This window comes from Lysobacter sp. Soil_C_15 (genome assembly GCF_057657315.1).
In genome coordinates this window covers 181,505-203,112 of record NZ_JBDGIR010000004.1, presented here as the reverse complement: position 1 = coordinate 203,112, position 21,608 = coordinate 181,505, and the positions used below count along the sequence as shown (strand labels likewise).

General features: G+C 66.5%; 17 protein-coding genes. 12 read left to right on the top strand and 5 right to left on the bottom strand.

The window, feature by feature from the left end; genetic code table 11:
* Positions 1-88: 88 nt before the first annotated feature.
* The 3 genes from AC3A57_RS11300 to AC3A57_RS11290 all read left to right on the top strand — a co-directional run bounded on the left by AC3A57_RS11300 (position 89) and on the right by AC3A57_RS11290 (position 2,689).
* Positions 89-988, top strand: coding sequence for a LysR family transcriptional regulator (locus tag AC3A57_RS11300; RefSeq protein ID WP_487579017.1), 900 nt, complete (start codon positions 89-91; stop codon positions 986-988).
* A 212-nt stretch (positions 989-1,200) separates the two neighbouring features.
* Positions 1,201-1,998: a MipA/OmpV family protein gene (locus tag AC3A57_RS11295; RefSeq protein ID WP_487579016.1), complete on the top strand. Its 798-nt coding sequence runs from the start codon at positions 1,201-1,203 to the stop codon at positions 1,996-1,998.
* Positions 1,999-2,143: 145 nt separating this feature from the next.
* Positions 2,144-2,689, top strand: coding sequence for a hypothetical protein (locus AC3A57_RS11290; protein ID WP_487579015.1), 546 nt, complete (start codon positions 2,144-2,146; stop codon positions 2,687-2,689).
* Between the two features lie 9 nt (positions 2,690-2,698).
* Here AC3A57_RS11290 and AC3A57_RS11285 read toward each other — a convergent pair whose 3' ends face one another.
* Positions 2,699-3,190: a hypothetical protein gene (locus AC3A57_RS11285; protein ID WP_487579014.1), complete on the bottom strand. Its 492-nt coding sequence runs from the start codon at positions 3,188-3,190 to the stop codon at positions 2,699-2,701.
* A gap of 266 nt (positions 3,191-3,456) precedes the next feature.
* Between AC3A57_RS11285 and AC3A57_RS11280 the strand changes: the two genes are divergently transcribed.
* The 4 genes from AC3A57_RS11280 (at position 3,457) to AC3A57_RS11265 (ending at position 13,160) form a co-directional block, all read left to right on the top strand.
* Entirely contained in the window at positions 3,457-6,207 is a 2,751-nt protein-coding gene (locus AC3A57_RS11280) for an RHS repeat protein (RefSeq protein WP_487579013.1), read from the top strand.
* Positions 6,208-6,281: 74 nt separating this feature from the next.
* Positions 6,282-9,329, top strand: a complete 3,048-nt coding sequence (locus AC3A57_RS11275) for an RHS repeat domain-containing protein (protein WP_487579012.1) — start codon at positions 6,282-6,284, stop codon at positions 9,327-9,329.
* Between the two features lie 284 nt (positions 9,330-9,613).
* Positions 9,614-11,863, top strand: a complete 2,250-nt coding sequence (locus tag AC3A57_RS11270) for an RHS repeat domain-containing protein (RefSeq protein WP_487579011.1) — start codon at positions 9,614-9,616, stop codon at positions 11,861-11,863.
* Between the two features lie 850 nt (positions 11,864-12,713).
* A complete protein-coding gene (locus AC3A57_RS11265; RefSeq protein WP_487579010.1) occupies positions 12,714-13,160 on the top strand; it encodes a hypothetical protein in 447 nt (148 codons plus the stop codon).
* Positions 13,161-13,279: 119 nt separating this feature from the next.
* Here AC3A57_RS11265 and AC3A57_RS11260 read toward each other — a convergent pair whose 3' ends face one another.
* Together AC3A57_RS11260 and AC3A57_RS11255 are read right to left on the bottom strand one after the other, a co-directional pair.
* Positions 13,280-13,633, bottom strand: a complete 354-nt coding sequence (locus AC3A57_RS11260) for a hypothetical protein (RefSeq protein WP_487579009.1) — start codon at positions 13,631-13,633, stop codon at positions 13,280-13,282.
* A 362-nt stretch (positions 13,634-13,995) separates the two neighbouring features.
* Positions 13,996-14,778 carry a helix-turn-helix transcriptional regulator gene (locus tag AC3A57_RS11255; protein ID WP_487579008.1) on the bottom strand — a complete coding sequence of 261 codons (783 nt, stop codon included), beginning with the start codon at positions 14,776-14,778 and terminating at the stop codon, positions 13,996-13,998.
* 517 nt (positions 14,779-15,295) lie between these two features.
* Between AC3A57_RS11255 and AC3A57_RS11250 the strand changes: the two genes are divergently transcribed.
* On the top strand, positions 15,296-15,970 hold the full coding sequence (locus tag AC3A57_RS11250; RefSeq protein WP_487579007.1) for a hypothetical protein: 675 nt from the start codon (positions 15,296-15,298) through the stop codon (positions 15,968-15,970).
* A gap of 258 nt (positions 15,971-16,228) precedes the next feature.
* Positions 16,229-17,407, top strand: a complete 1,179-nt coding sequence (locus AC3A57_RS11245) for an alpha/beta fold hydrolase (protein WP_487579006.1) — start codon at positions 16,229-16,231, stop codon at positions 17,405-17,407.
* Here the strand turns inward: AC3A57_RS11245 and AC3A57_RS11240 are convergent, their stop codons facing one another.
* Positions 17,408-17,923 carry a GNAT family N-acetyltransferase gene (locus tag AC3A57_RS11240; RefSeq protein WP_487579005.1) on the bottom strand — a complete coding sequence of 172 codons (516 nt, stop codon included), beginning with the start codon at positions 17,921-17,923 and terminating at the stop codon, positions 17,408-17,410. It lies immediately after the preceding gene.
* 383 nt (positions 17,924-18,306) lie between these two features.
* On the opposite strand from AC3A57_RS11240, the gene AC3A57_RS11235 reads away from it, so the two are divergent.
* Complete coding sequence (locus tag AC3A57_RS11235; RefSeq protein WP_487579004.1) at positions 18,307-19,194, top strand: alpha/beta hydrolase family protein; 888 nt, start codon at positions 18,307-18,309, stop codon at positions 19,192-19,194.
* Between the two features lie 78 nt (positions 19,195-19,272).
* Here the strand turns inward: AC3A57_RS11235 and AC3A57_RS11230 are convergent, their stop codons facing one another.
* A complete protein-coding gene (locus AC3A57_RS11230; protein ID WP_487579003.1) occupies positions 19,273-19,695 on the bottom strand; it encodes a CBS domain-containing protein in 423 nt (140 codons plus the stop codon).
* Between the two features lie 498 nt (positions 19,696-20,193).
* Here AC3A57_RS11230 and AC3A57_RS11225 point away from each other — a divergent pair, with 498 nt between their 5' ends.
* On the top strand, positions 20,194-20,874 hold the full coding sequence (locus AC3A57_RS11225; protein WP_487579002.1) for an HvfX family Cu-binding RiPP maturation protein: 681 nt from the start codon (positions 20,194-20,196) through the stop codon (positions 20,872-20,874).
* A gap of 92 nt (positions 20,875-20,966) precedes the next feature.
* Positions 20,967-21,542, top strand: a complete 576-nt coding sequence (locus AC3A57_RS11220) for an HvfA family oxazolone/thioamide-modified RiPP metallophore (RefSeq protein WP_487579001.1) — start codon at positions 20,967-20,969, stop codon at positions 21,540-21,542.
* Positions 21,543-21,608: the final 66 nt, after the last annotated feature.

Here is a 21,608-nt window from a genome sequence, read left to right as displayed (position 1 = left end):
GCCTCGTTGGGAGTGCGGCCACTGTATTGCGCGCTTATGCGGCGATAAACTTCCAAGTAGGGAAATCATTCGTGCTGAAGAGGCAAAAATGAGCCGTCGCTACGACCACCTCGGCGACGTCGAGGCCTTCGTCGCCGTGGTCGACCATGGCTCGCTGACCGCCGCGGCGGTGGCGCTGGCGACCACACCCTCGGTGATCAGCCGGGCGATCGCGCGCCTGGAAACCCGGCTCGGCAGCCAGTTGCTGCGCCGGACCACCCGCCGCCAGGGCCTGACCGAGGCCGGCCGGCTGTACCTGGAACAGGCGCGCGCCGCATTCGCCCTGATCGACGAGGCCGAGCGCAATCTCCAGGGCGAGGGCGGCGAGTTGAGCGGCCGGGTGCGGATCAGCGCGCCGACCACCTACGGCCACTACCGCCTGCCGGGGGCGCTGCAGCGTTTCGCCGCGCGCCATCCGCGCGTGCAGCTTGAGGTCAACATCGCCAACCGCAACGTCGACCTGGTCGCGGAAGGCTTCGATCTGGCGGTGCGGCTGGGCGCCTTGCCCGACAGCGGCCTGGTCGCGCGCAAGCTCGAAGACGCCGCGTTGTGCCTGGTCGCGTCGCCGGACTACCTGCGGCGCGCCGGCATGCCTGTGGACCTGGCGCAGCTGCGCGAGCACGCCTGCATCGCGTTCGTGATGCCGAGCACCGGCCGCATCGCTGCCTGGTGGCTGCGCGAGGACGAGCGCGAGCTGGACTGGACGCCGCCGGCGCCGTTGCTGGTGTCCGACGACGTGCTCGGCGTGGTCTCGCTGGCCGAGCAGGGCGTCGGCATCTGCCAAAGCTACGACTTCGTCGTCGCCGATCGCCTGCAACGCGGATCCCTGGTCGAAGTATTGCCGCAACTGCGCGGCCGCTCGCGGCCGTTCTCGTTGATCTACCCGCCGCATCGCAGCCTGTCGGCACCGGCGCGCGCGCTGATCGACCTGATGGCCGGCGAGACCTGAGCGCGCGCGACCATGCGCGAGCGCACGGCGCGTCTGCGCCGCATGCCCATTGGCCGTGCATTCACTCTGGCGCGCCATTAGCGTGTCGCCGCGCACAGCTTTGCCGCGCGCACGCCAGCGCGCTTAAAGAACTCTTAAAAACCGGCGCCTAGCGTGGCCGAACGACACCGCGCGATCGCGCCGTGCGCCCCCATCGAGACCCATATATGCGCATGTTACGAACCTTGCCGTTGCTGATGCTGTGCCTGCCGTTGGCCGCTTTCGCCCAGGTCCGCGAAGCCGGCGAAGACCGCGCCGACCTGGCGCCGTCGAACTGGAGCCTGGGCATCGCCGCCGGCGGCCGCAGCGAGCTCTACGCCGGCGAAGGCCGGCACAACCGGGTGGTGCCGTTGTTCGGCTACGAAGGCGAGCGCTTCTACCTGCGCGGCATCACCGCCGGCTACCACCTGGTGCAGAACGAGAGCTTCGTCCTCGACGGTTTCCTCGCCGGGCGCCTGGACGCGATGGACGCCGACGACTTCGGCCGCCGCGCCCTGGCCCTGCACGGCATCGACCGCGACCTGCTCGAAGACCGCGACGACGCCGTCGACGCCGGCGTCTCGGCCAGTTGGCGCGGCGCCGCCGGCGAGCTGCAACTCGACCTGCGCGCCGACATCGCCGACGTCAGCGGCGGCTACGAAGCCGACCTCAGCTATCGCTATCCGATGCAGGCCGCCGGCCTGCTGATCACCCCGAGCGTCGGCGTGTCGGTTCTGTCCGCGGACCTGGCCGACTACTACTACGGCACCCTCGACGAAGAAGTCGCCCGCGGCGTGGTCCGCTACCGTCCCGGCCGCGCCACCGTGCCCCACGTCGGCGTCACCCTGGCCAAGCCCTTCGCGCAGAAGTGGCGCGCGATCGCCGACTTCAACTACCAGGCCCTGCCCGACGAAATCCAGGACAGCCCGCTGATCGAAGACGACACCGACGGCGTGTTCCGCGCCTTCGTCGGCGTCGCGCGCAGTTTCTGAGCCACCCTAGCTCTTGTAGGAGCGGCGTAAGCCGCGACCGCGATCGCCGCGCAGGCGCACGCCATGGCGCCTGCACCGCCGTCGGCTCGGATTGACGTCCGCCGACCAAATGCGCAGGCTGGGACAAACGCCACCCGGCCTGCGCATGCACCGACTGTCCCATTTCAATGGCACCGATTGGCGCCCTTATCGCCATCCGGCTCACTTCGTCCTGCCGCAACAACCTGGCGGCGCCGTGGTGGCCGGTTCCCCGGCCAGCGACCCGGCGCTGTTCCTGGCCTTGGTCGAATGCCTCGCTCCGCCGTATTTCTTGCTGTACGTCTTGCATACGCCGCGTGGCGAAGCGCAACCGGGCCGCTACCAGAGCCCGCCCCTGTCGGTCGAAGAGCTGCGCGACTGGCTGGGCCGTTACGCCGGCTTCCTCTGCGCCGACGGGCGCTACGACCTGTGGGCGCACTCGCCGGAGCAGCGCGCCACCGTGGTCTGGGACCGCCACGATCGCCTGTACGCGTACGGGCCGACCGACGAATACGCCCGCCGCCTGCGCGAACTGGGCTTCAGCGAAGGCGAGGTGCGCATCCCGGCGCCGCACGAGCACTACTACCGCAGCGAATGCGACCCGGACGCCCGCGACCTGATCGCCTCGCTGGACTGGCACTACAGCCCGCTGCGGCCGGAAGACGAGCAATAACGGCGCGGCTCAATCGATCCGGTACACCCGCGCCTTGGGCAGATCCTCGTCGACCTGCAGGAACCAGCGCCCGGCCACGCCGGGCACGACCAGGATCTCGGGCGTGGTCATCGGCTTGCGCAGCTTCATGCTGCCCTTGAGCACCTTCCACTGCTGGCCGTTGTCGAGTTCGAACACCGTGCCCGGCTCCCAGCCGGCGACGTCGTGCTTGAGCCGGCTCTTGATCGGCTGGTCGTCCAGGCCGATGTACTGCACTGGGCCGCGCCGCGGCGCCTCGTGATCGGCGTTGGCCGCGACCGCCGCGGGCGCCGTCGCGGCGTCTTTCTCCGCGGCCTCGCGCAGCATCCGGTTCAAAGTCTGCAACTGGGTCGGGGTCAGCGCGACCTCGCGCAGTTGCTCGGGGCTGAGGCGCCGTTCGATGTCGACGTAGGCCTGCGCGAACGCCAGCGAAGGCGCGAGCAGTGCGGAAACAGCGATGGTGCGGACGAGGGTGGCCAGCATGCGGGGCGGGGCTAGGAGGCAGAAGCGCCATTGTGTTTCGCGCCGATTGCAGAAATAAGACGACCGCAGGCATCGCCTCCCGATGAGACTCGCTGCTGGCATATTTTCGTTCAGAATTCCCGGTTGCAATTCACACCTTCACTTGTCGCCAGGGATTTGCTAGCGTCCCGCGAGGCGGGCGGAGAGGCGTGCAGGAATTCAAGGCATCGGTCCGCCCAGCCGGACGGGACAACAGCAAGGACGCCCACGGGGGCGAAGGGGTCAACTTGAACAAGACGGTAGTCGGCGCGCTCGGCCTGAGCGCTCTTGGGCTGTGCCTGCTTTCCGGAACGCTGCGGGCACAGTCGCCCCTGATGCCGCCGGTGGAATACGAAAAGCGCATCCGCGCCACCGAAATGGTGTCCGCCCTGGGTGGCGACCTGTTCGGCGAGCAGGTCTCGCTCTACAACGGCTCGACCGAGTTCGTCGCGACCGACATCGATATTCCCGGCAATCACTCGGTGCCGGTGCGCCTGAGCCGGCGGTTCAAGGTCGACTCGAAAAAGCAGGTCGAGAACCTCGGCGGCTTCGGTGCCTGGGATATCGATGTTCCCTATGTCTACGGCATGTTTCCCGGCGGCACGCAGTGGATCGAGCCCAGCCGAGCGGGCGAGGAACGCTGTTCGGGTACCTGGCTGCCGAAAGTCCCCACTAACCAGCGCTTGAGCGACGTCTGGAACGGCAACTTCCTGCACCTGCCCGGTAGCGGCGATCAGGAAATCCTGATGCTGCGCACGACCAACAATCCCGTGCCCAGCGACGGCCACGCCTATACCCGTTCGACCCGCGACGGGTTCCGGTTTCGCTGCGTCAGCAACGGAGTGAACAACTATCCCGGCGAAGCCTTCGTCGGGGTCTCGCCCGATGGAACCAAGTATTTCTTCAACACCGCCGCCACGCGCAGCGCCGGGGCGATCAAGGGCACTCGGTTCCGCCCCTCGTTCGGGCGGGTGAGGGTCTACCTGATGGCGACCCGGGTCGAGGACCGATTCGGCAACGGCGTCAATTACAACTACGGCGGCTCGACCGGCGGCCAGTTGCAGAGCATCGTCGCCGACGACGGCCGGCGCATCGATCTGGAATACGACGGCGGCAGCACGATCCAACGCGCGCGCGCCAACGGCCGGGTCTGGAGCTACGGGTACACGGGCGGCGGCGGTGCGATGGGCATCGCACGGTTCCCGCTGCTGTCCAGCGTGACCCTGCCCGATGCGTCGCAGTGGACCTACCAGTACGAGATGCCGATGCAGTACGGGGGGCTGAACCCCAATTACACGTCGCTGGACGTCGATGGCGGGTACTGCGCCGAACCCGAGTTCTCCCCGGAAACCTTCGTCCTGACCGCCAAGCACCCGTCCGGTGCGCTGGGCCGTTTCGAGTTTCCCTATGTCCGGCTGCACCGCTTCAATACGCCGGCCAGCGCCTGCGTGCCGGCATTGGAGAACACCAACAACGACCCCGACGGACCGCACGAGCTGCTGATTTCGGACTATTTCGACCTGTACGCGTTGAGCCGGAAGGTCATCTCCGGCGTCGGCGGCGTGTCGTACGAATGGACCTACGATTACGGCGATATGGGGCCCGGACGCGGCGGCGGAGTGTGGCAGCCCTGTCCGACCTGCACCGAGACCAAGACGGTGACGGTGCGCAATCCGGACGCGAGCCTGACCCTGCACGATTTCGGCTACATCTATCAGTACAACGACGGGCAGGCGATCGGCACCAGAGTGGTTTCCCCGGCCAATAAAGTGCTGCGCGCCGAGACCAGCGAATACCTCAAGTACAGTCGCGACTATACGATGCCGTTCGACTGGTTCTATGGCGCGTTGATCGGCGGCGACGACGAGGTCAGCTCGATGGTGCTTCCCGTCAAGAAAAAGACCATCGTCCAGGACGATGTCGTCTTCGTCTGGCAGGTCGATACGAGTTGCGGCGGCGCCACTGGCTTGTGCTTCGACGCGTTCGCCCGGCCGACGCGGGTAAGCCGGTCCAATGGCCTGGGTTACGCCAAGAGCGAAACCACCGAATTCCACGACGGCATGGCCCGTTGGGTGCTCGGGCAAACCAAGCGTGCGACCACCAACGGCGTGGAAACCTCGCGCACCGAGTTCGACGGCGCCACCGACCTGCCGCTGCGCGGCTATGCCTTCGGCAAGCTGCAGCAAGCTCTGACCTACAACGGCGACGGCACCATCGCCACCGCCGCCGACGGCAAGAACAACGTCACCACGTTCTCGAACTGGAAGCGCGGCCTGCCGCAGGGCATCCGCTACCAGGACGGCAGCACCGAATCGGCCGCGGTGGACGACAACGGCTGGATCCGGTCGGCGACCGACGAGAACGGCTACACGACCAATTACGACTACGACGCGATGGGACGCCTGAGCCGGATCGTCTATCCGACCGGCGACAGCACCGTCTGGCACGACACCGTTCTGAGCTTCGAGCCGGTCAACGGCTCCGAATACGGCCTGCCGGCCGGCCACTGGCGGCATACCTCGACCACCGGCAATCGCAGGAAATCGACCTATTTCGATGCCTTGTGGCGGCCGGTCGCCGAACAGGAGGAGGACCTCTCCAACCCGCAGGCGACCACGCGCTGGAGCATGAAGCGCTACGACCACGACGGCCGGGTCACCTTCGCGTCGTATCCGCGCAATCCCTTCGTCGACGGCATCGCGTACTTCGATTCGGTAGTGCCTGGAACCACCTCCGTTTACGACGCCCTGGGGCGGGTCACCGAGGTTCGCCAGGATTCCGAACACGGCGTCTTGCGCACCGTCACCGAATACCTGCCGGGCATGCAGCAGAAAGTCACCAACCCACGCGGTTTGTCGACCCTGACCCGGTATCAGGCCTACGACGCTCCTTCCTACGAATTGCCGGTGCAGGTGGCGCAGCCCATGGATGTCACCACCTATATCCGCCGCGACGTGTTCGGCAAGCCCACGGAGATCCAACGCAGCGGTCCGCCTTGATGCGGCTCGACCGATTCGGGATTTGCACAGGAAAAGCAGGCGCTGCTGCGCTCGAGGACGCAAAGGGGATGGGGATGTTCGAATTCGATTGGCGCCGGTACCTGTTGGCCGGCTTGGCGTTGGTTTCTTCCTGCGGCGCGGTCGCCGGCGAAGCCCTGATCTACCTGGACAGGGAGCCGCCGTTCTATGCGCCGGCCACGCTGAATGTTTCGATCCAGTGCGTCAGCGACGACGATCATTTTCCCAAGACCGTCAATCTGTACCTCAACGGCAATCTCCTGCGGACGTCGGGCTGCTCCGTCGCGCCCTATCAGGTGACCCTGGGACAGGGCAACCACACGCTCAAGACTACGGCGACCGACGTCCACAACCATGCGATGAACGAGTCGTATCTGTCGGTCGTGGTGATGGTGCCCGGCGATATACCGCCCCAGGTCGCCATGAACCCCGTGCCGGGCGGGCCGTACATCACCCCTGCCGTGGTTCCCTTGTCGGCCAACGCCAGCGACAGCGACGGCCATATCGTGTCGATCGAGTACTTCGCCAATGGGCAGTCGGTCGGAACCAGCACTCAGGCGCCTTTCAACCTCAACTGGTCCACCAGCGCGGCGGGGCAGTACACGATCACGGCCCGGGCGACGGACAACAACGGCAAGACCGCCACCACCTACCAGGGCGTGCCGGTCAACGTCGAGCAAACCCAGGTCATCGGCACGATAGACACCGTCGCCGTCGGCGGCGGCGGTAACTACGACGTGCTCGGTTGGGCCTGCACCACCGGCCGGGACGCGCCCATCGACATACATGTCTACGCTCGCGGTCCGTATGGGCAGGGCGGCGTATTCCTGGGTTCGATGCGTGCCGATCGTTCCAGCGAGCCGGCGGTCGCCGCGGCCTGCCGCGCCCAGGGCACGGCCTACAGGTTCAATTTTCCGCTGTCCCCGCAGGTCACGGCGGCCCATCCGAACAAGCAACTGTATATCTACGGTATTTCGCCCTACGGACTCGCCAATAACCTGCTCAACGGTTCCGGCAACCACTCCATTCCCGGGCCGGTCAGCGTCACCCGCCGCTTCGTCTACGACCAGCATCAGCAATTGTGCAAGACCATCGAGCCGGAAACCGGCGCGACCGTCAGCGCCTACGACGCCGCCGGCAATGTGGAGTGGTCGGCCAGCGGCCTGAACATGGCGGATGCGGGCAACTGCAACTACATGGAGGCCTACCAGTCCGGCCGCCGCGTCGACCGCAGCTACGACGGGCGCAATAGGCTGTACCAGCTGTCGTTCCCGGACGGTCGCGGCAACCAGACCTGGGAGTACTTCCCCGACGGCCTGCCCAAGACGGTGACCACCGGCAACGAGGGCCAAGGGCAGGGCAATGTCGTCAATACCTACGTCTACGACAAGCGCCGCAACCTGACCGGCGAGGCCCAGTCGCAGCCGGGCTGGTACACCTGGTCCAGCGGCTACGCCTACGACGGCCACGGCAATCTGCGTTGGCACAGCTACCCGACCGGCACGGTGCTCGACTACGCGCCCAACGCACTGGGCCAGCCCCGCCAGGTCGCTTCGGCGGCGCAGGTCTTCGCCAGCAACGTAAAGTACTACCCCAATGGCGCGATCTCGCAGTTCGCCTACGGCAACGGCATCGTCCACACGATGAGCCAGAACGCGCGTCAGCTGCCGGCTCGCAGCACAGACGGCGGGGCGTTGGATCTGCAAACCCGCTACGACCCGAACGGCAACGTGGTCGAGATCCTCGACAAGGCGCGCGGCGATACGTACAGCCGCTGGATGTCCTACGACGACCTGGATCGCCTGTCTACCGCCGGCTCCTGCAGCTTCGGCGGCGATTGCTGGCACCGCTTCAGCTATGACTCGCTGGACAACATCAAGACCTGGTCGCTGGGCGGGGTCAAGGACCAGCGCTACTACTACGACCCCAGCAACCGGCTGACCAACATCCAGAACGCCAGCGGCGCCAGCGTGATCGGGCTGGGCTACGACGTGCAGGGCAACCTGGAGAACAAGAACGGTCAGGTTTACGCGTTCGACTACGGCAACCGCCTGCGCCGGGTGCTGGGCAAGGAGATCTACCGCTACGACGCCCTGGGCCGGCGCGTGCAGTCGGCGCGCGACGACTGGAGCACGACCAATCGGCTGTCGATGTACAACAAGGCCGGGCAGATGATCTACACCGAGGCCGGCAGCCCGAAAAAGGCGCTGGAGCATGTCTACCTCGGCAACTCGCTGCTGGCGATCCGCGAAACCGACTGGGCCGGCACGCCTGCGATCGTGCGCTACCAGCACACCGACGCCCTCGGAAGTCCGGTAGCGGTCACGGACGCCGCGGGCGCGGTGATCGAACGTACCGACTGGGAGCCCTACGGCGCGGCGATCGGCAAGCCCAACTATGACGGCGTCGGCTATACCGGGCACGTCATGGATGGCGGGTCGGGGCTGACTTATATGCAGCAACGGTATTACGATTCTGGTGTTGGACGCTTTTTGTCTGTTGATCCAGTGGGTGTGAACTCCAGCTCTGGTGAGAATTTCTCCCGCTATTGGTACGGAAATAACAATCCTTATAGATATGTAGATCCCGACGGCCGACAAGTTTTTGGGAGTGCTAGTCCGAGTGTAGATTATCAAAGGAACGATGGCGGACTATGGGTGGCAATCTTCTGTGGTTGTAACCCGTACTACGTCGCACCCCATGGGAGTGGAGAGATCCAATCCGTATCTTTCCCGGGTGAGGATTTTGCTGCGCCTGTAAGTGGATTGGCGAAGTTCACTGCTAGGCAAGCTGCGTCAAGAATTTCTAGATTGGTTAGGTCAGTAGATAAGCCGTTCAAGAACGGATTGACCGTCGGTGCTCGCAAACTCACGCAACATGCACAACGATCGAAACACTTTAAGGAGCCTGTTGGCACTATAGCTCAGAAGAATGAACAAGCGCGGGCGGTAGCAAATGAGGTGCTGACCAGCCCTAACGCTCGGAGATCTGAACTTAGTGGAGGTGGTTTTGAGTATCGAATTGGAAAGGATGGGCATGGGATCCGATTCAATCCCGATGGCTCTTTTAATACGTTTTTGGATCCCAGGAGGATCGATAAATGAGTGGTTTTTCTGTTGATTTTGTTTCTCCGGTCGATTTTGAGTATTTGGCGGCCGAGATTTGTTATGAAGGGCAGATAATTTGTCGAATTAATTGCGAGTCTGTCGAGTTGGTATTGGATTTTTTTTCGACACTCCGCGAGCCAATTGTGCCCGTAAGTGTTCCGCTGCAAGAGTTCTTGCAATTGGTCAGGCAGGTAAGCTCCGAACTCCTTGAGGATCGCGAGATGTCGCGGAAGAGCGCTGACTAGAGTCTAGATCGGAGCGCTTATTTTTGATCATCAGTCATGCCGGATTCCGCGTCGTGCAATCGCAGCGAAGCGGCCGCGTCCGGACGCGCGGTGACCCGCAGCTATGACGGACGCAACCGACTGCAGACGCTCAGCTTCCCGGACGGCCGCGGCAACCAGAGCTGGGAGTACTACCCCGACGGTCTGGCCAAGACCGTGACCACCAGCAACGAGGGCGCCGGGCAAGGCACGGTCGTCAACAGCTACAACTACGACAAGCGGCGCAATCTGACCGCCGAGGCGCAGGCCCAGCCCGGCTGGTACACCTGGTCCAGCGGTTACGGCTACGAGCCCGATGGTCACCTGCGCTGGCACAGCTACCCCACCGGCACGGTCATCGACTACGCCCCCAACGCCCTGGGGCAGCCAAGGCAGGTCGCCACGACCGGCCAGACTTACGCCAGCAACGTCCGCTACTACCCGAACGGAGCGGTCTCGCAGTTCACCTACGGCAACGGCATCGTCCACGCGATGACCCAGAATGCGCGCCAATTGCCGCTGCGCAGCACCGACGCCGGCGCGCTGGATCTGCAGACCCGTTACGACCCCAACGGCAACGTCATCGAGATCCTCGATCTCGCCCGCGGCGAGACCTACGGCCGCTGGATGGCCTACGACGACCTCGATCGCCTGACCGCGGCCGGTTCCTGCAGCTTCGGCGGCGACTGCTGGCATCGCTTCAAGTACGACGCCCTGGACAACATCAAGTCCTGGTCCCTGGGCGGGGTGAAGGATCATCGCTATTACTACGACCCCCGCAACCGACTGACCAATATCCAGAACGCCAGCGGCGCCAGCGTGATCGGCCTGGGCTACGACGTGCAGGGCAACCTGGAGAACAAGAACGGTCAGGTTTACGCGTTCGACTACGGCAATCGTCTACGCCATGTATTCGGAAAAGAAGCCTATCGCTACGACGCGCTGGGTCGCCGCGTACTGTCCATGCGTGACGACTGGGCGGTGGTCAATCGTCTGTCGATGTACAACAAAGCGGGGCAGATGATCTACACCGAGGCCGGTAGCCCGAAGAAGGCGCTGGAGCATTACTACCTCGGCAGCTCGCTTTTGGCTATCCGCGAAACCGACTGGGCCGGCACGCCCGCTATCGTGCGCTACCAGCACACCGATGCCCTCGGAAGTCCGGCAGCGGTCACGGACGCCGCGGACGCGGTGATCGAACGTACCGACTGGGAGCCCTACGGCGCGGCGATCGGCAAGCCCAACTACGACGGCGTCGGCTATACCGGGCACGTCATGGATGGCGGGTCGGGGCTGACTTATATGCAGCAGCGCTACTACGATGAAGCTATTGGTAGATTTCTTTCTGTTGACCCGGTGGCTGCCGATGTAAGTGCCGGCGGAAACTTCAACCGATACTGGTACGCCAATAACAATCCATTCGGATTTACTGACCCTGATGGAAGGATGGGGCAGGCGTTAGCTGTGCCAATTGTTGTGACTGGTGGGCTTCTCTGCGCTAAGAGTTCCGCCTGTCGTACAGCGGTAAAAGCCGCGATAGCGGCGACTGCGGCGTACATTGGCTCGCGTATGCTGAGTCAACCCCCGGGTGTGCCGGTGCAATACAATCAGCCCGATGGAGGTGAAGAAAGTGGAGGTGCGATTGGCCCACATGCCCCAGGCGACGTTCCCGACGGCGGTGTGATTGTTCGTGGCGGACAGGGTGATATGCCGGAGCCAGGAACTAAGTTTTCTGGGTCTCAAGGGGGGGGCGATCGAGGAGGCTGCGGCTGGGGTTCCACATGGCACCATTCGGCCGACAACAGCAGGAGAAGTCAGAGCAAATGGAGGCACTGTGGAGGTGGCTCCAGAACCAACTCGCTCTGGTACAGTCAATGGGAGTCACGTGAACATTACGGAAGGGGGGCGCGTCAGTTCATTCGGACCTCCACAGCCAAACCCTGTGCCGAAGGAGGAAAGGATCAAGTGAAGATTCCACGTGGAATTTTGCTGAAGGTAGTTGCTTATCGAGAATTCTATGATGTGCCTCGGCTAATTCTTGCTAGCGAGCAGGGGGCGGGGTTCTGGATTTTTGATAGCCCGTTCGACGATGAGGCCGATGAATACTCGCAAACCTATTCGGTCTTCTTTGTGGGCCATGATCTTCTTGAGTCGAAGCGGCTGCTGGAGTCTTGGTCGAACCATCCGCGAGGACCCGCCGTCGGGTCCATCGAGTTGGATCGAGTTCGCTTCGATAGCACGCGGCGAGCGGAATTTATCTGCACTTGATCCGCATGGATGGGCTAATGCGAATGTGGTTGTGGTTGTGGAATAGCTCGACATCCTCAAGGGAAGTCAAACGTGCGGCCTCGCGGCTTTCGAAGGGTATGTCGTCGCCGATCTCATGCTTGAAAGTGGCGAAAATTATCGGTCATCACATTGCCGTAGGGCAGCCTGGGCCGAATCAGCTCTTGGGAGTAAACCAGTAGGGCAAGTAGGTAATGACTGAAGATGATTTCACGAGGGGCTGGTGTGACGCGCAGCTCCACGGGGTGGTCTGGGAGAATTCCGGTCGGGATCTCGTATTAAATACGTTGCAGGCGAGCGATGGGAGTTTGCGGAGTGTGAGGTTTAGCTGGGTGCACGAGCTAGCTATTCGGTTGGACTTCGGGAAAATTGTGGCCGGAACGCCACTTGTTTGGGCGGCTGAATTTGAGCGATTGCCGAGCTCCGAGATTCGCGCCCTGGTCGATTTTGGTGGCGTTGGGGAGATCCGGCTTATCTGCTCGGATGCTGATGTCTTGTAGATTGTTTGGTAAGTCGCAATGCTTATTTTTGCTGGGCAGGTTTTTTATTGCCGCACAACGATTTATCTGAGGCTATAGCCGAAATTACGATAGCGGCTTTCGGCGTTGGTGCTACGTCTGCGCCAACGAAGGCTTGAAGTAGTCTTTAGCGCCCGACCCAGGAGGGCAGGAAGTGCCGCCAAACGTGACCGTCCCAGGGGCATCTCGTCCGCTCGCGCTCGGGCTGATCAACTCTATCTGCGTTGTGCTGCGGTCGGACCCGGCCCCGAGGCGGCGTCGGCCAAGGTCCGCCACGCGACAGCTGTGCCTTTCCACATAGAGCACTGAATATAATGAATTCCCTGGCGATCTCGTACGTAAGGCGAAATCACGCCAAGATCGTCGTGTCGTTCGACATGGGGGCGGAGATCTTGTCGAAGCTGGCTCATGGCGCGCTTGGGGACGGCGTAAGTTCCATGGACATCAACGCCGAAGATGGCTTGTACTCGATCTCATGCGATAAGCCATGGCTGGTGATGGAGGCATTCGACGACATGATTCCGTACCCGTCGCTAGCCGTTAACAGTTCCCGGATGGAAATACTGGTTTCGGCTTTCGCCGATTGGTTTGCGGTGGTGGACGCATCCACGGAAGTCCTTTCGCACGGCGTCAGGCCGCTTCTCGCCGACAAGATGATTTCGAAGCTCAAGTACCGCCAAGGTTTGGCTTTCTATCTGAATCCAGACCCGTCGCGTCAGCTTTGGCGCGCCGAGCTCGCTCCAGGTCCGGATTCTTTGTAGCGAAGAGTTGCGGCGATCGCGGAGCGGAAGCGCCAGCCAAGCTTGATCGAACCTAAATAAGACGAGGCTAGCCGCGAACGCGGCCGCCCTCAGCGCGCCGCGTCCGCCGCTCGCAGCCCTCAAGCCGCGTTAGCCGCCGCCACCGCCGCCCGGTTCGGCGTCGACCAGGCCCGCATTTCCACGCTGAAGCCGAAGTCCGTCGCCGGGTGCGAGTCGGCCACGCGCACGGCCTGTTCGTAGCTGTCGGCGACGAAGAACAGCAGGCCGGAGACCATGAGGTCGTCGCTGCGGACGATGTCGGAATGCGGACCGGCGTGATGCCCTTCGGGGCTGAGCGAATGCGGGACGAGGCGGTGGCCGGCGTCGATCTTCTGCTCGACCCAGAAGGCGACGCTCTGCTTCAGGCGCAGTTCGTCGGTAGGGGCGAGCGGCTGTTGGCGGTTGCGGCGGAACAGCAGGACATAGGTATTCATGGGGCGTGCTCCTGGTGAGGCGGTGGCCGCATGGGGCGGTCGAGAACTGTGATGCGGCGCCTGCGATGAAGGTTGCATACGCTGCCGTTCGCTCGCTCTCGGTCGGGTCGAATGCGCTGCGGCTGCGCGAGGTACTGTGATTCCGGCGGGCGCGGGGGTCTTGTAAAAATTCGGCGCGCGGCGCCGCTTGGGTGGCGACTGCGACCGAGGCGGCCGGCTCATCAGAGACGATTCGCCCGAAAAGCCCGCCGACGAACCTCGCTTGAAGCGGCTCGCTCAAACGGCTCGCCTGGTTCGGCCGGCGAGTCTCAGCCGAGCGAGGATCCGCCGGGCGAGGATCCGCCGCGCCGGAGGCGGCGCACTCAGGCGGTACCGAAGTACGCGCCGGGCGAGCAGCCGACCGCGCGGCGGAAGTCGTGGTTGAAATGGGCCTGGTCGTAGTAGCCGGCGGCGTGCGCGAGTTCGGCCAGGTCGGCGCCCGGGCGGTAGCGGCCCAGGATCCGTTCCAGCCGCAGCAGGGTCGCGTACTTCTTCGGCGCCACGCCGACGATGCGCCGGAAGCGGCGCTCCAAAGCGCTCTGGCTGAGGCCGATATGCCGGCTCAGGGCGTCGATGCGCGCGTCGGCCGGAGCGCGTTGCAACCAGGCCACCGCGGCGCCGATCAGCGGGTCGGCCCGGGCCTGGCCCAGGCGCTGCAGCAGATAGGCTTCGAGCCGGTCCAGGCGCGCGGCGTGGTTCGGCGCGGCGGCCAGCCGCTGGTTCAAGCGCCGCGCGTCCCGGTCGTTCTCCAACAGATCGTCCAGGGCGACGGTGGCGCCGGCGAACTCGTGCTGCGGCGGGCGCAGCAGGGCCGCGGCGCCGACCGGGGTGAATTTGGCCAAGGCCACGGCATGGCCGCGCGGATGGCGGTGGGCGCGCAGGCGGTCGTACAGGCCGGTAAAAGCGACGGCCGGAACGGCGTCGCCGTCTTCGAGCAGGCAACGCTCGCGGAACGAGAACGCCAGCGCCGAGGCGGTATCGGGCAGATGCGTGTCTTGCACCGACTCGGTGCATTCGATCAGCAGCAGGCGCTGCACGAACGGACGCAACGCGGCGCAGGGCGCCCGTTGCAGCATCTGGACGGCGGTGGGCGAGGACGCGGGCATGCGCGGGCGGAGGGGACTGCGGCGTGCGGGACGCCGGGCGGTGGGTCGTCGGGCGATCGGGACGGACCACGTTAGAACGGTCCGGCGGTTGCGGCAATCGACATTCGTCATCTCGACAGGTTGAGCGGGGAGGGGCGGAGGACGGCCGGACCGGGGTGTCGAACGCCGCAGCGTGGCGAGCCGGGATGGATGGCGCGGTCGCGGTTTGCGGGGCTCCCGCTCGCGGTGGATTGCGTGGCGCGAGGCGTTGCCGATGCAAGGCGGCGTGGTCGCGGCTTGCGCCGCTCCTACCTCGGAGCTATGGGACGAGCGGCGTTGACGGTGCGGGCTGGCGCGGTCGCGGCTTGCGCGGCTGCTATCGCGGAGCCAGGGGCTTTTGGTGCGAGCGCGCGACCGCGGCTTGCCCCGCCAGCGCCCGGCAGGCTGCGGGCGGCATTGCATGCGCAGGCGCAGCGCGTTACAAAGCCGCCAGCCCGCGCCGGCGCCGGCGCGGGGAAGTCGATTCGGAAATCCCCGCATGGCCGTCCTGTCCGCTGTCCTGTACTTCCTCACCCACCACCCGTTCTGGGCCTTCGTGCTGCTGTGCGGGCTGGGGCTGGGGCTGGGCTGGCTGTGGGGGCGCCGGCGCGGCCGCGGCTGGTGGGGCGGGATCAGCATCGCCTTCCTGCTGCTGGCCCAGGCCAATCTGTTCGCCGGCCGCTACCTCAATGCCTGGTTCCTCAATGCAGTCGGCACCGAGGGCTCGGCGGTGGTGACCGGCAGCCAGCGCACCAGCGCCAAGCTCAACAACAGCCCGGTCTACGCCTATGCGGCGGTGCTGCGGACCGCCGACGGGCGCGAGGTCGAGCTCGCCTTCGACACCTTGTCGGCCGCGATCCATCCGGTCCGCAACGCGATCCTGATCCCGCCCCAGGGCGAGCGCTTCGTCGCCAAGTACGTGCCGGGTTTCGAGCGCAATATCGTCATCCTGTCCGATCGGTCCGATTACGGCGCGCGGCAGGCGCTGATCGAGGACCGCGCCGCGGTCGACCAGGCCGCGGCGCAACTGGCCGCCAGCCCCGGCAATCCGACCTTCCGCGCCGAGTACCGCGAGGCGCTGCGCGCCTTCCTGGCCAAGCACTACGGCTCGGACGATCCGGTGGTGAAAGAGTTCGAGCGCAAGAGCGCCGAGCTGGAGCAGGCGCCGCGCTGATCCGCCGCGCCCGGCGCCGCGCGCCTTGCGTGCGCGTGGGCGCCGGCCTGCCGGAGCGCTTCGAACCGGCTCGCGTTGCGCGGCGAACGCCGCCGAGGCCGGCGTCGATGCCCGCGCGCGGCGTGGCCACCGCACAGCCCATTGTCCGCTCCCGCACCGCGCGCACGTTAGCGATATCGAGCCTGGGCTGCGCATCGTCGCCGCACAGGCCGGACGAGGACGTCGGCAAGCGGCCGCGCAGCGGCCTACGGGGGAAACATGAAAGCACGAATCATCGCGGCGGCCCTGGGCATCCTGGGCGGCCTGGCCGGCGCGGGCTGCGTCACCTATCCCGACCAGGCTTATTGGGGCGTGCACGACGCCAGGCAGGTCGGCAGCCGCTCGCAGCTGATGACGATCGAGATCAGCGAGAAGGGCAACCTGTTCCATCCCGAGCAGCGCGAGCGCCTGCGCCATTGGCTCGGCGACGAGTCGACCCGCGAGCCGATCGTGGTGTTCGTCAACGGCTGGCACCACGACGCCAGCGAGGACGACCGCAACCTGCGCGATTTCACCGGTTTCCTGGCCAAGCTCGAACGCCGGCTCGGCGAAGCCGGCGTACCGGTCGACAGCGTCGACGGGTTATACGTCGGCTGGCGCGGCGACGAGTACGACCTGCGCCTGCCGGCGCAATGGCTGGACTTTCCGACCATCTGGCCGCGCAAGCGCGCCTCCACCGAAGTCGGGCGCAATGGGCTGAAGGAGATCGTGGCCTTGTTGCAGGAACTGCAGGCGCAGCAGTCGGCGCGGCCGCTGGTGATCATCGGCCACAGCCTCGGCGGCTCGGCGCTGTTCCAGGCCATGCGCCTGAACCTGAGCGGCCCGGCGCTGGACGGTTCGGAATACATCATGCTCAACCCGGCGGTGTCCGAACTGGAGTTCGACGGCCTTCGGTACGACCTCACGCAGGCCTTGGCGGCGCAACGCTCGGCGCTGATCCAGCTCGAAGGCAGCGCAGCCGACACCGCCTACAGCAAGCGCCAGCTCGAATTCCTCGACCGCAGCCATCGCAAGCTGGTGGTGCTGCAGGCGCAGGGCGACACCGCGGTCGGGTTCCTGCATCGGCTCGCGTTCAAGGGCACACCGATAGGGTTCAGCGAGTCGAAGCAGACCCACACCGCGGAAATCTGCGGCGTCGGCGCTCCTTGTCCGCAGACCGACTGGCGCGGCTGCCAGCGCACCGTGCCGGCGAAGGTGGCGGCCGGCCGCGCCGGTTTCCTGATCACCGCGCGCGGCGCCAACGACGCGGAATGCCTGAAACAGACCCGCGAGCCGGTGTGGGTGATCGCCGGCCGCGACACGGTCTCGCGCAGCCACAACGACATCTTCAACGACGTCCAGGCCGATGCGCTGGCGGCCTTGGTGACCGACTCGATCGAACGCCAGGCCAGGCGCTGATCAGTCCTTCCCCGCGCCGGCCTCGGGCGCCGGCGCGGGCGCGCCGTCCTGCAAGGCCAGGGCGAGGAACAGCGTGCCCGGCACCGGGTTGAACGCGTACGGCGCGATCGGCGCGAATCCCAGCGAGCGGTACAGCGCTTGCGCGGGCGCCATGCTCGGCAGCGTGTCCAGGCACAGGCGCGCGTAGCCGGCGGCGCGCGCCCGCGCGCAGACGAGCTCGGCCAGGCGCCGGCCCAGTTGCTCGCCGCGCGCCTGCGGGCGCACGTACAGGCGCTTCATCTCGGCGTCGCCGCCGGCCAGCGGGCGCAGGCCGATGCAGCCCAGGGCCTGGCCGTCGCGCCAGGCGATCAGCACTTCGCCTTGCGGCGGCGCGTACTTGCCGGGCAGGCCGGCCAGTTCCCGCTCGAAGTCCTGGAACGCCAGGTCCACGTCCAGGCTGTGCGCGTATTCGCGGAACAACTCGCGGACGAGGTCCAGGTCTTGGGGCCAGCGGGCGGGGCGGATTTCGATGCTCATGCGGCCTGGGTGTGGGAGGGCGATGCGGTGCTCGCAGGCACTGTACGCGCGTTGCCGTTAGCGTCGGAAACGCGGACCCGGCCGGTGCGGTGCCCGACCGGGTCGCAACGCCGCAGCCTGCACCCTCGGTGGCCCGGCGTGAAGCGCACCGGGACCAAGCGGCGGGGAGCGGGGGCGAACCCGATGCGGCCGCGCCGCCGCGCGGAACATCGGGCGGCGGCGCAGGGCGCGTGTGCGATCGCATCGGGCGCTCCGCCGCCGGCACCGTTACAATCCCCGCGCATTCGGCGCTGCGAGGGGGCGTCGCCGATGCCGGGGCGCGATCGCGTCCACACCGGTCCGCTGCGGCGGCCGGTCTCCGCCGAAATCTGGAAACCGCGTCCATGCCCAAGCCCTCGCTCCGCACCGCGCTTGCCGCCTTGTTGGCCGTCGCCGCGTGGCCGGCCTGGGCCGGCGAGCTGCCGGTGACCTTCGTCGTCGCCGGGCGCAAGGTCGCGGCCACCCTGAGCCTGCCGGAGCGCGGCCGCAATCCGCCGGTGGTGTTGCTGTTGCCCGAGTTCGCCGGCAATCGCGACGAACGCCGCGGCGGCGCGGTCAAGGAAGGCGTGTACGCGCGCGCCGCGCAGCGCTGGGCCGAGCGCGGCATCGCCAGCCTGCGCATCGACTATCGCTACAACGGCGACAGCGACGGCCAGTTCGCCGACGGCAGCCTGGACGCGTACGTGATCGACGGGGTGCAGGCGCTGGAGTATCTGGCCGGCACCGGCAAGATCGATCCGCAGCGCATGGCGGTGGTCGGCTGGGGCATGGGCGGCGCGGTCGCGACCGCGGTGGCCGCGCGCAGCCGTTATCCGCTCGACGGCCTGGCGCTGTGGAACCCGGACGTCGACGTCGGCGCGGCCTTCATCCAGCGTTTCGGCCGCGACAAGATCCGCCAGGGCCTGGCCGGCGCGGAGGCGCCGACCACCATCGATCTGGCGGTCGGGCGCACCATCGCCTTGAAGCAGCCGTTTTTCGTCAGCCTGTTCACCCTGTCGCCGCCGGCCGAAATCGCCCGTTACGGCGGCCCGCTGATGGTCGCCGTGGGCACCCGCGACGAAATCGGCGCGCCGCAACCGGCCCTGGCCGAAAGCCTGATCCGCTACCACGGCGGCGAAGGCGAACTGCTGGTGCTGCCGATGGACCGGATGTTCAATCTGAGCAAGAGCCCACGCCAGGTCGATGCGCTGATCGAGGCCACCGAGAGTTTTCTGCTTAACCACTTCCGCTAGCGGCGCCTGCGCGCGGCCGTCGCGCCGCCGGCCGCGGTGGCGCTGGGGTCGATGCAACTGCGATCGATGCGACTGCGCTCAGTGCGGCTGCGACACGCTGCGCATCACCTCGGTATTCAAGGAGCGCAGTTCCTGCCGCCGTTCCAGATCGGCGAGGGCGACGATGCCGCACAAGCGGCCGTCGCCGTCGACGATCGGCACCCGGCGGATGCGTTCGCGCATCATCAGGTCGGCGCACTGCTTGAGTTCGGCATCGGCTTCCAGGGTGATCGCCGGGCTGGTCATGCAGTCGCTGGCCGCGATCTGGGTCGGGTCCTGGCCGGAGGCGACCAGGCGCACGACGATGTCGCGGTCGGTGACCACGCCGAGCGGGCGACGGTCCTGGTCGACGATCGGAATCTCGCCGACGTCGTGATCGCGCATCATCCGCGCGACGGTGCGCAGGGAGGTGTCCGGCTGCGCGCAAACCGGGTTGGGGGTCATGATGCTGTCGATACCCATCGTCGGTCGACTCCTGGGGACGGGCGGTGACTGAGGGATACGCCGGCGCCGCGGCGTGCGGCCGGAGCGGTGCGGGGCTACTGAGCGGCCGCGAGTGAAGCGGGGCGGACCGCACGGCCCGCCAAGCAGGCCAGCGACGGGCGAGCGCTGACTCGGCGACTGGCTCGCCCGAGGGCTGGACCTGCTACCGGGGTGTTGCGCAGTCGCACCGGACTTCGGTTGCGTCTGCTCCGGCACGACCAGCCTAGGCCGGCCCGCGTTAGCCAAGGATCAAAGACGGCTGCGCACAGCGCTAACGAAACGCTAGCCGGGGATCAAAGCCTCGCGGCATCGCCGGCCGTTGCGGCGTGGCCGGCGCCGGTTTGTATCGCAATGTATCCACGGCCCCCCGCGCCGGGATCCGGATACAAAAACACGCTCCCGGCGACACGGTGCGGATACCGGGCACGGGCGAAATGGCGGCTCCGAAACGCAGCCGCCAACGCCCAGGAGCCCGCCATGTCCGCAATCGCGACCGTCCCCGATTCTTCCTCGCGCGCACCGTTCCTGGCCCGCATCGACGCGGTCGGCCGCTGGCTGGCGCCGCTGGGCCTGCGCGCCCTGCTGGCCTGGGAGTTCTTCGAAGCCGGACGCGAGAAGCTGCACGGGCAGAACTGGTTCGCCGAACTGAGCGGACGCTTCCCGCCGCCGTTTTCCTGGCTGGGCGCCGACCTCAACTGGCATCTGGCGACCGGCCTGGAGCTCGGCGCCAGCGTGGCCCTGCTGCTGGGCCTGGGCACGCGCTACGCCGCCGCGGCGTTGTGGGTGCTGACCCTGGTCGCGATCGGCGCGGTGCACTGGCCGCAGCACTGGGACAGCCTGGCCGAGCTGTGGCGCGGCTACGCGATCAGCGACGCGGGTTACGGCAACTACAAGTTGCCGCTGCTGTACCTGGCGATGCTGCTGCCATTGATCCTCAACGGCGCCGGCCGGCTCAGCCTGGACGCGCTGCTCGCACGCCGCGCACCGGCCGCGGTCGCCGCCGACCGCAATGCCTGGGCTTGGACCGCGCTGGCGATAGGCCTGTCGACCGCGCCCTTGTTGCCGGCCTTCGGCGCCACGGTGGCCGTCCTGGGCCTGGTCCTGCTGGCGCAGAGCCGCTTGCGGCGCCCGCAACCGCTCGCCGCCGCCTCTCCCTGAAGCGCGCCCCGCTTCCGCCCATCCCCCATCCCCGATCCCGTCGCAACAGCGACTCCCGCACGGCGCGCCCGTGCTTCCACTGGAGCAATCCCATGGCCCGTTCCGAAACCCGCAAACCCGATACCGACTCGCCCCGTTCCGACCTGCACGCCAAGCGCGCGTCCACCGGCGTGCTCGGCATCGCCCTTGCCGCGACCGCGCTGACCGGCTTGTTCGGCGGCTCCGCCTTCGCCATGCAGCCGCTGGCGCAGGGCTATCTGCTCGGCGCCGCCCACGCCGGCGCCGAGGGCAAGTGCGGCGAAGGCAAGTGCGGCGGCAGCAAGGCCGGCGCCAAGGCCGCGCAGGCCGAGGGCAAGTGCGGCGAAGGCAAATGCGGCGGCGGCAAGGCCGGCGCCAAGGCCGCGCAGGCCGAAGGCAAGTGCGGCGAGGGCAAGTGCGGCGACGCCTCGTTCGCCAAGACCGACCGTAGCGGCGATGGCCGGGTTTCGCGCGCCGAGTTCCTCGCCGTGGCGCCGCAGCGCGGCGCCGACTTCGCCAAGATCGACCGCGACCGCGACGGCTTCATTTCCGAAGCCGAGGCCTACGAGTTCCTCAAGGCCACCTACGCCGCCAACGGCAAGCCGATGCCGGCCGGCCTGTTCGCCAAGCAGCCCGCCAACGGCCGCTGAGCGCGGCAAACCCCAGCGTCGCGCGACCCGTGCCCGGCACGGGTCGCGCGGCGACAAACCCGAGGA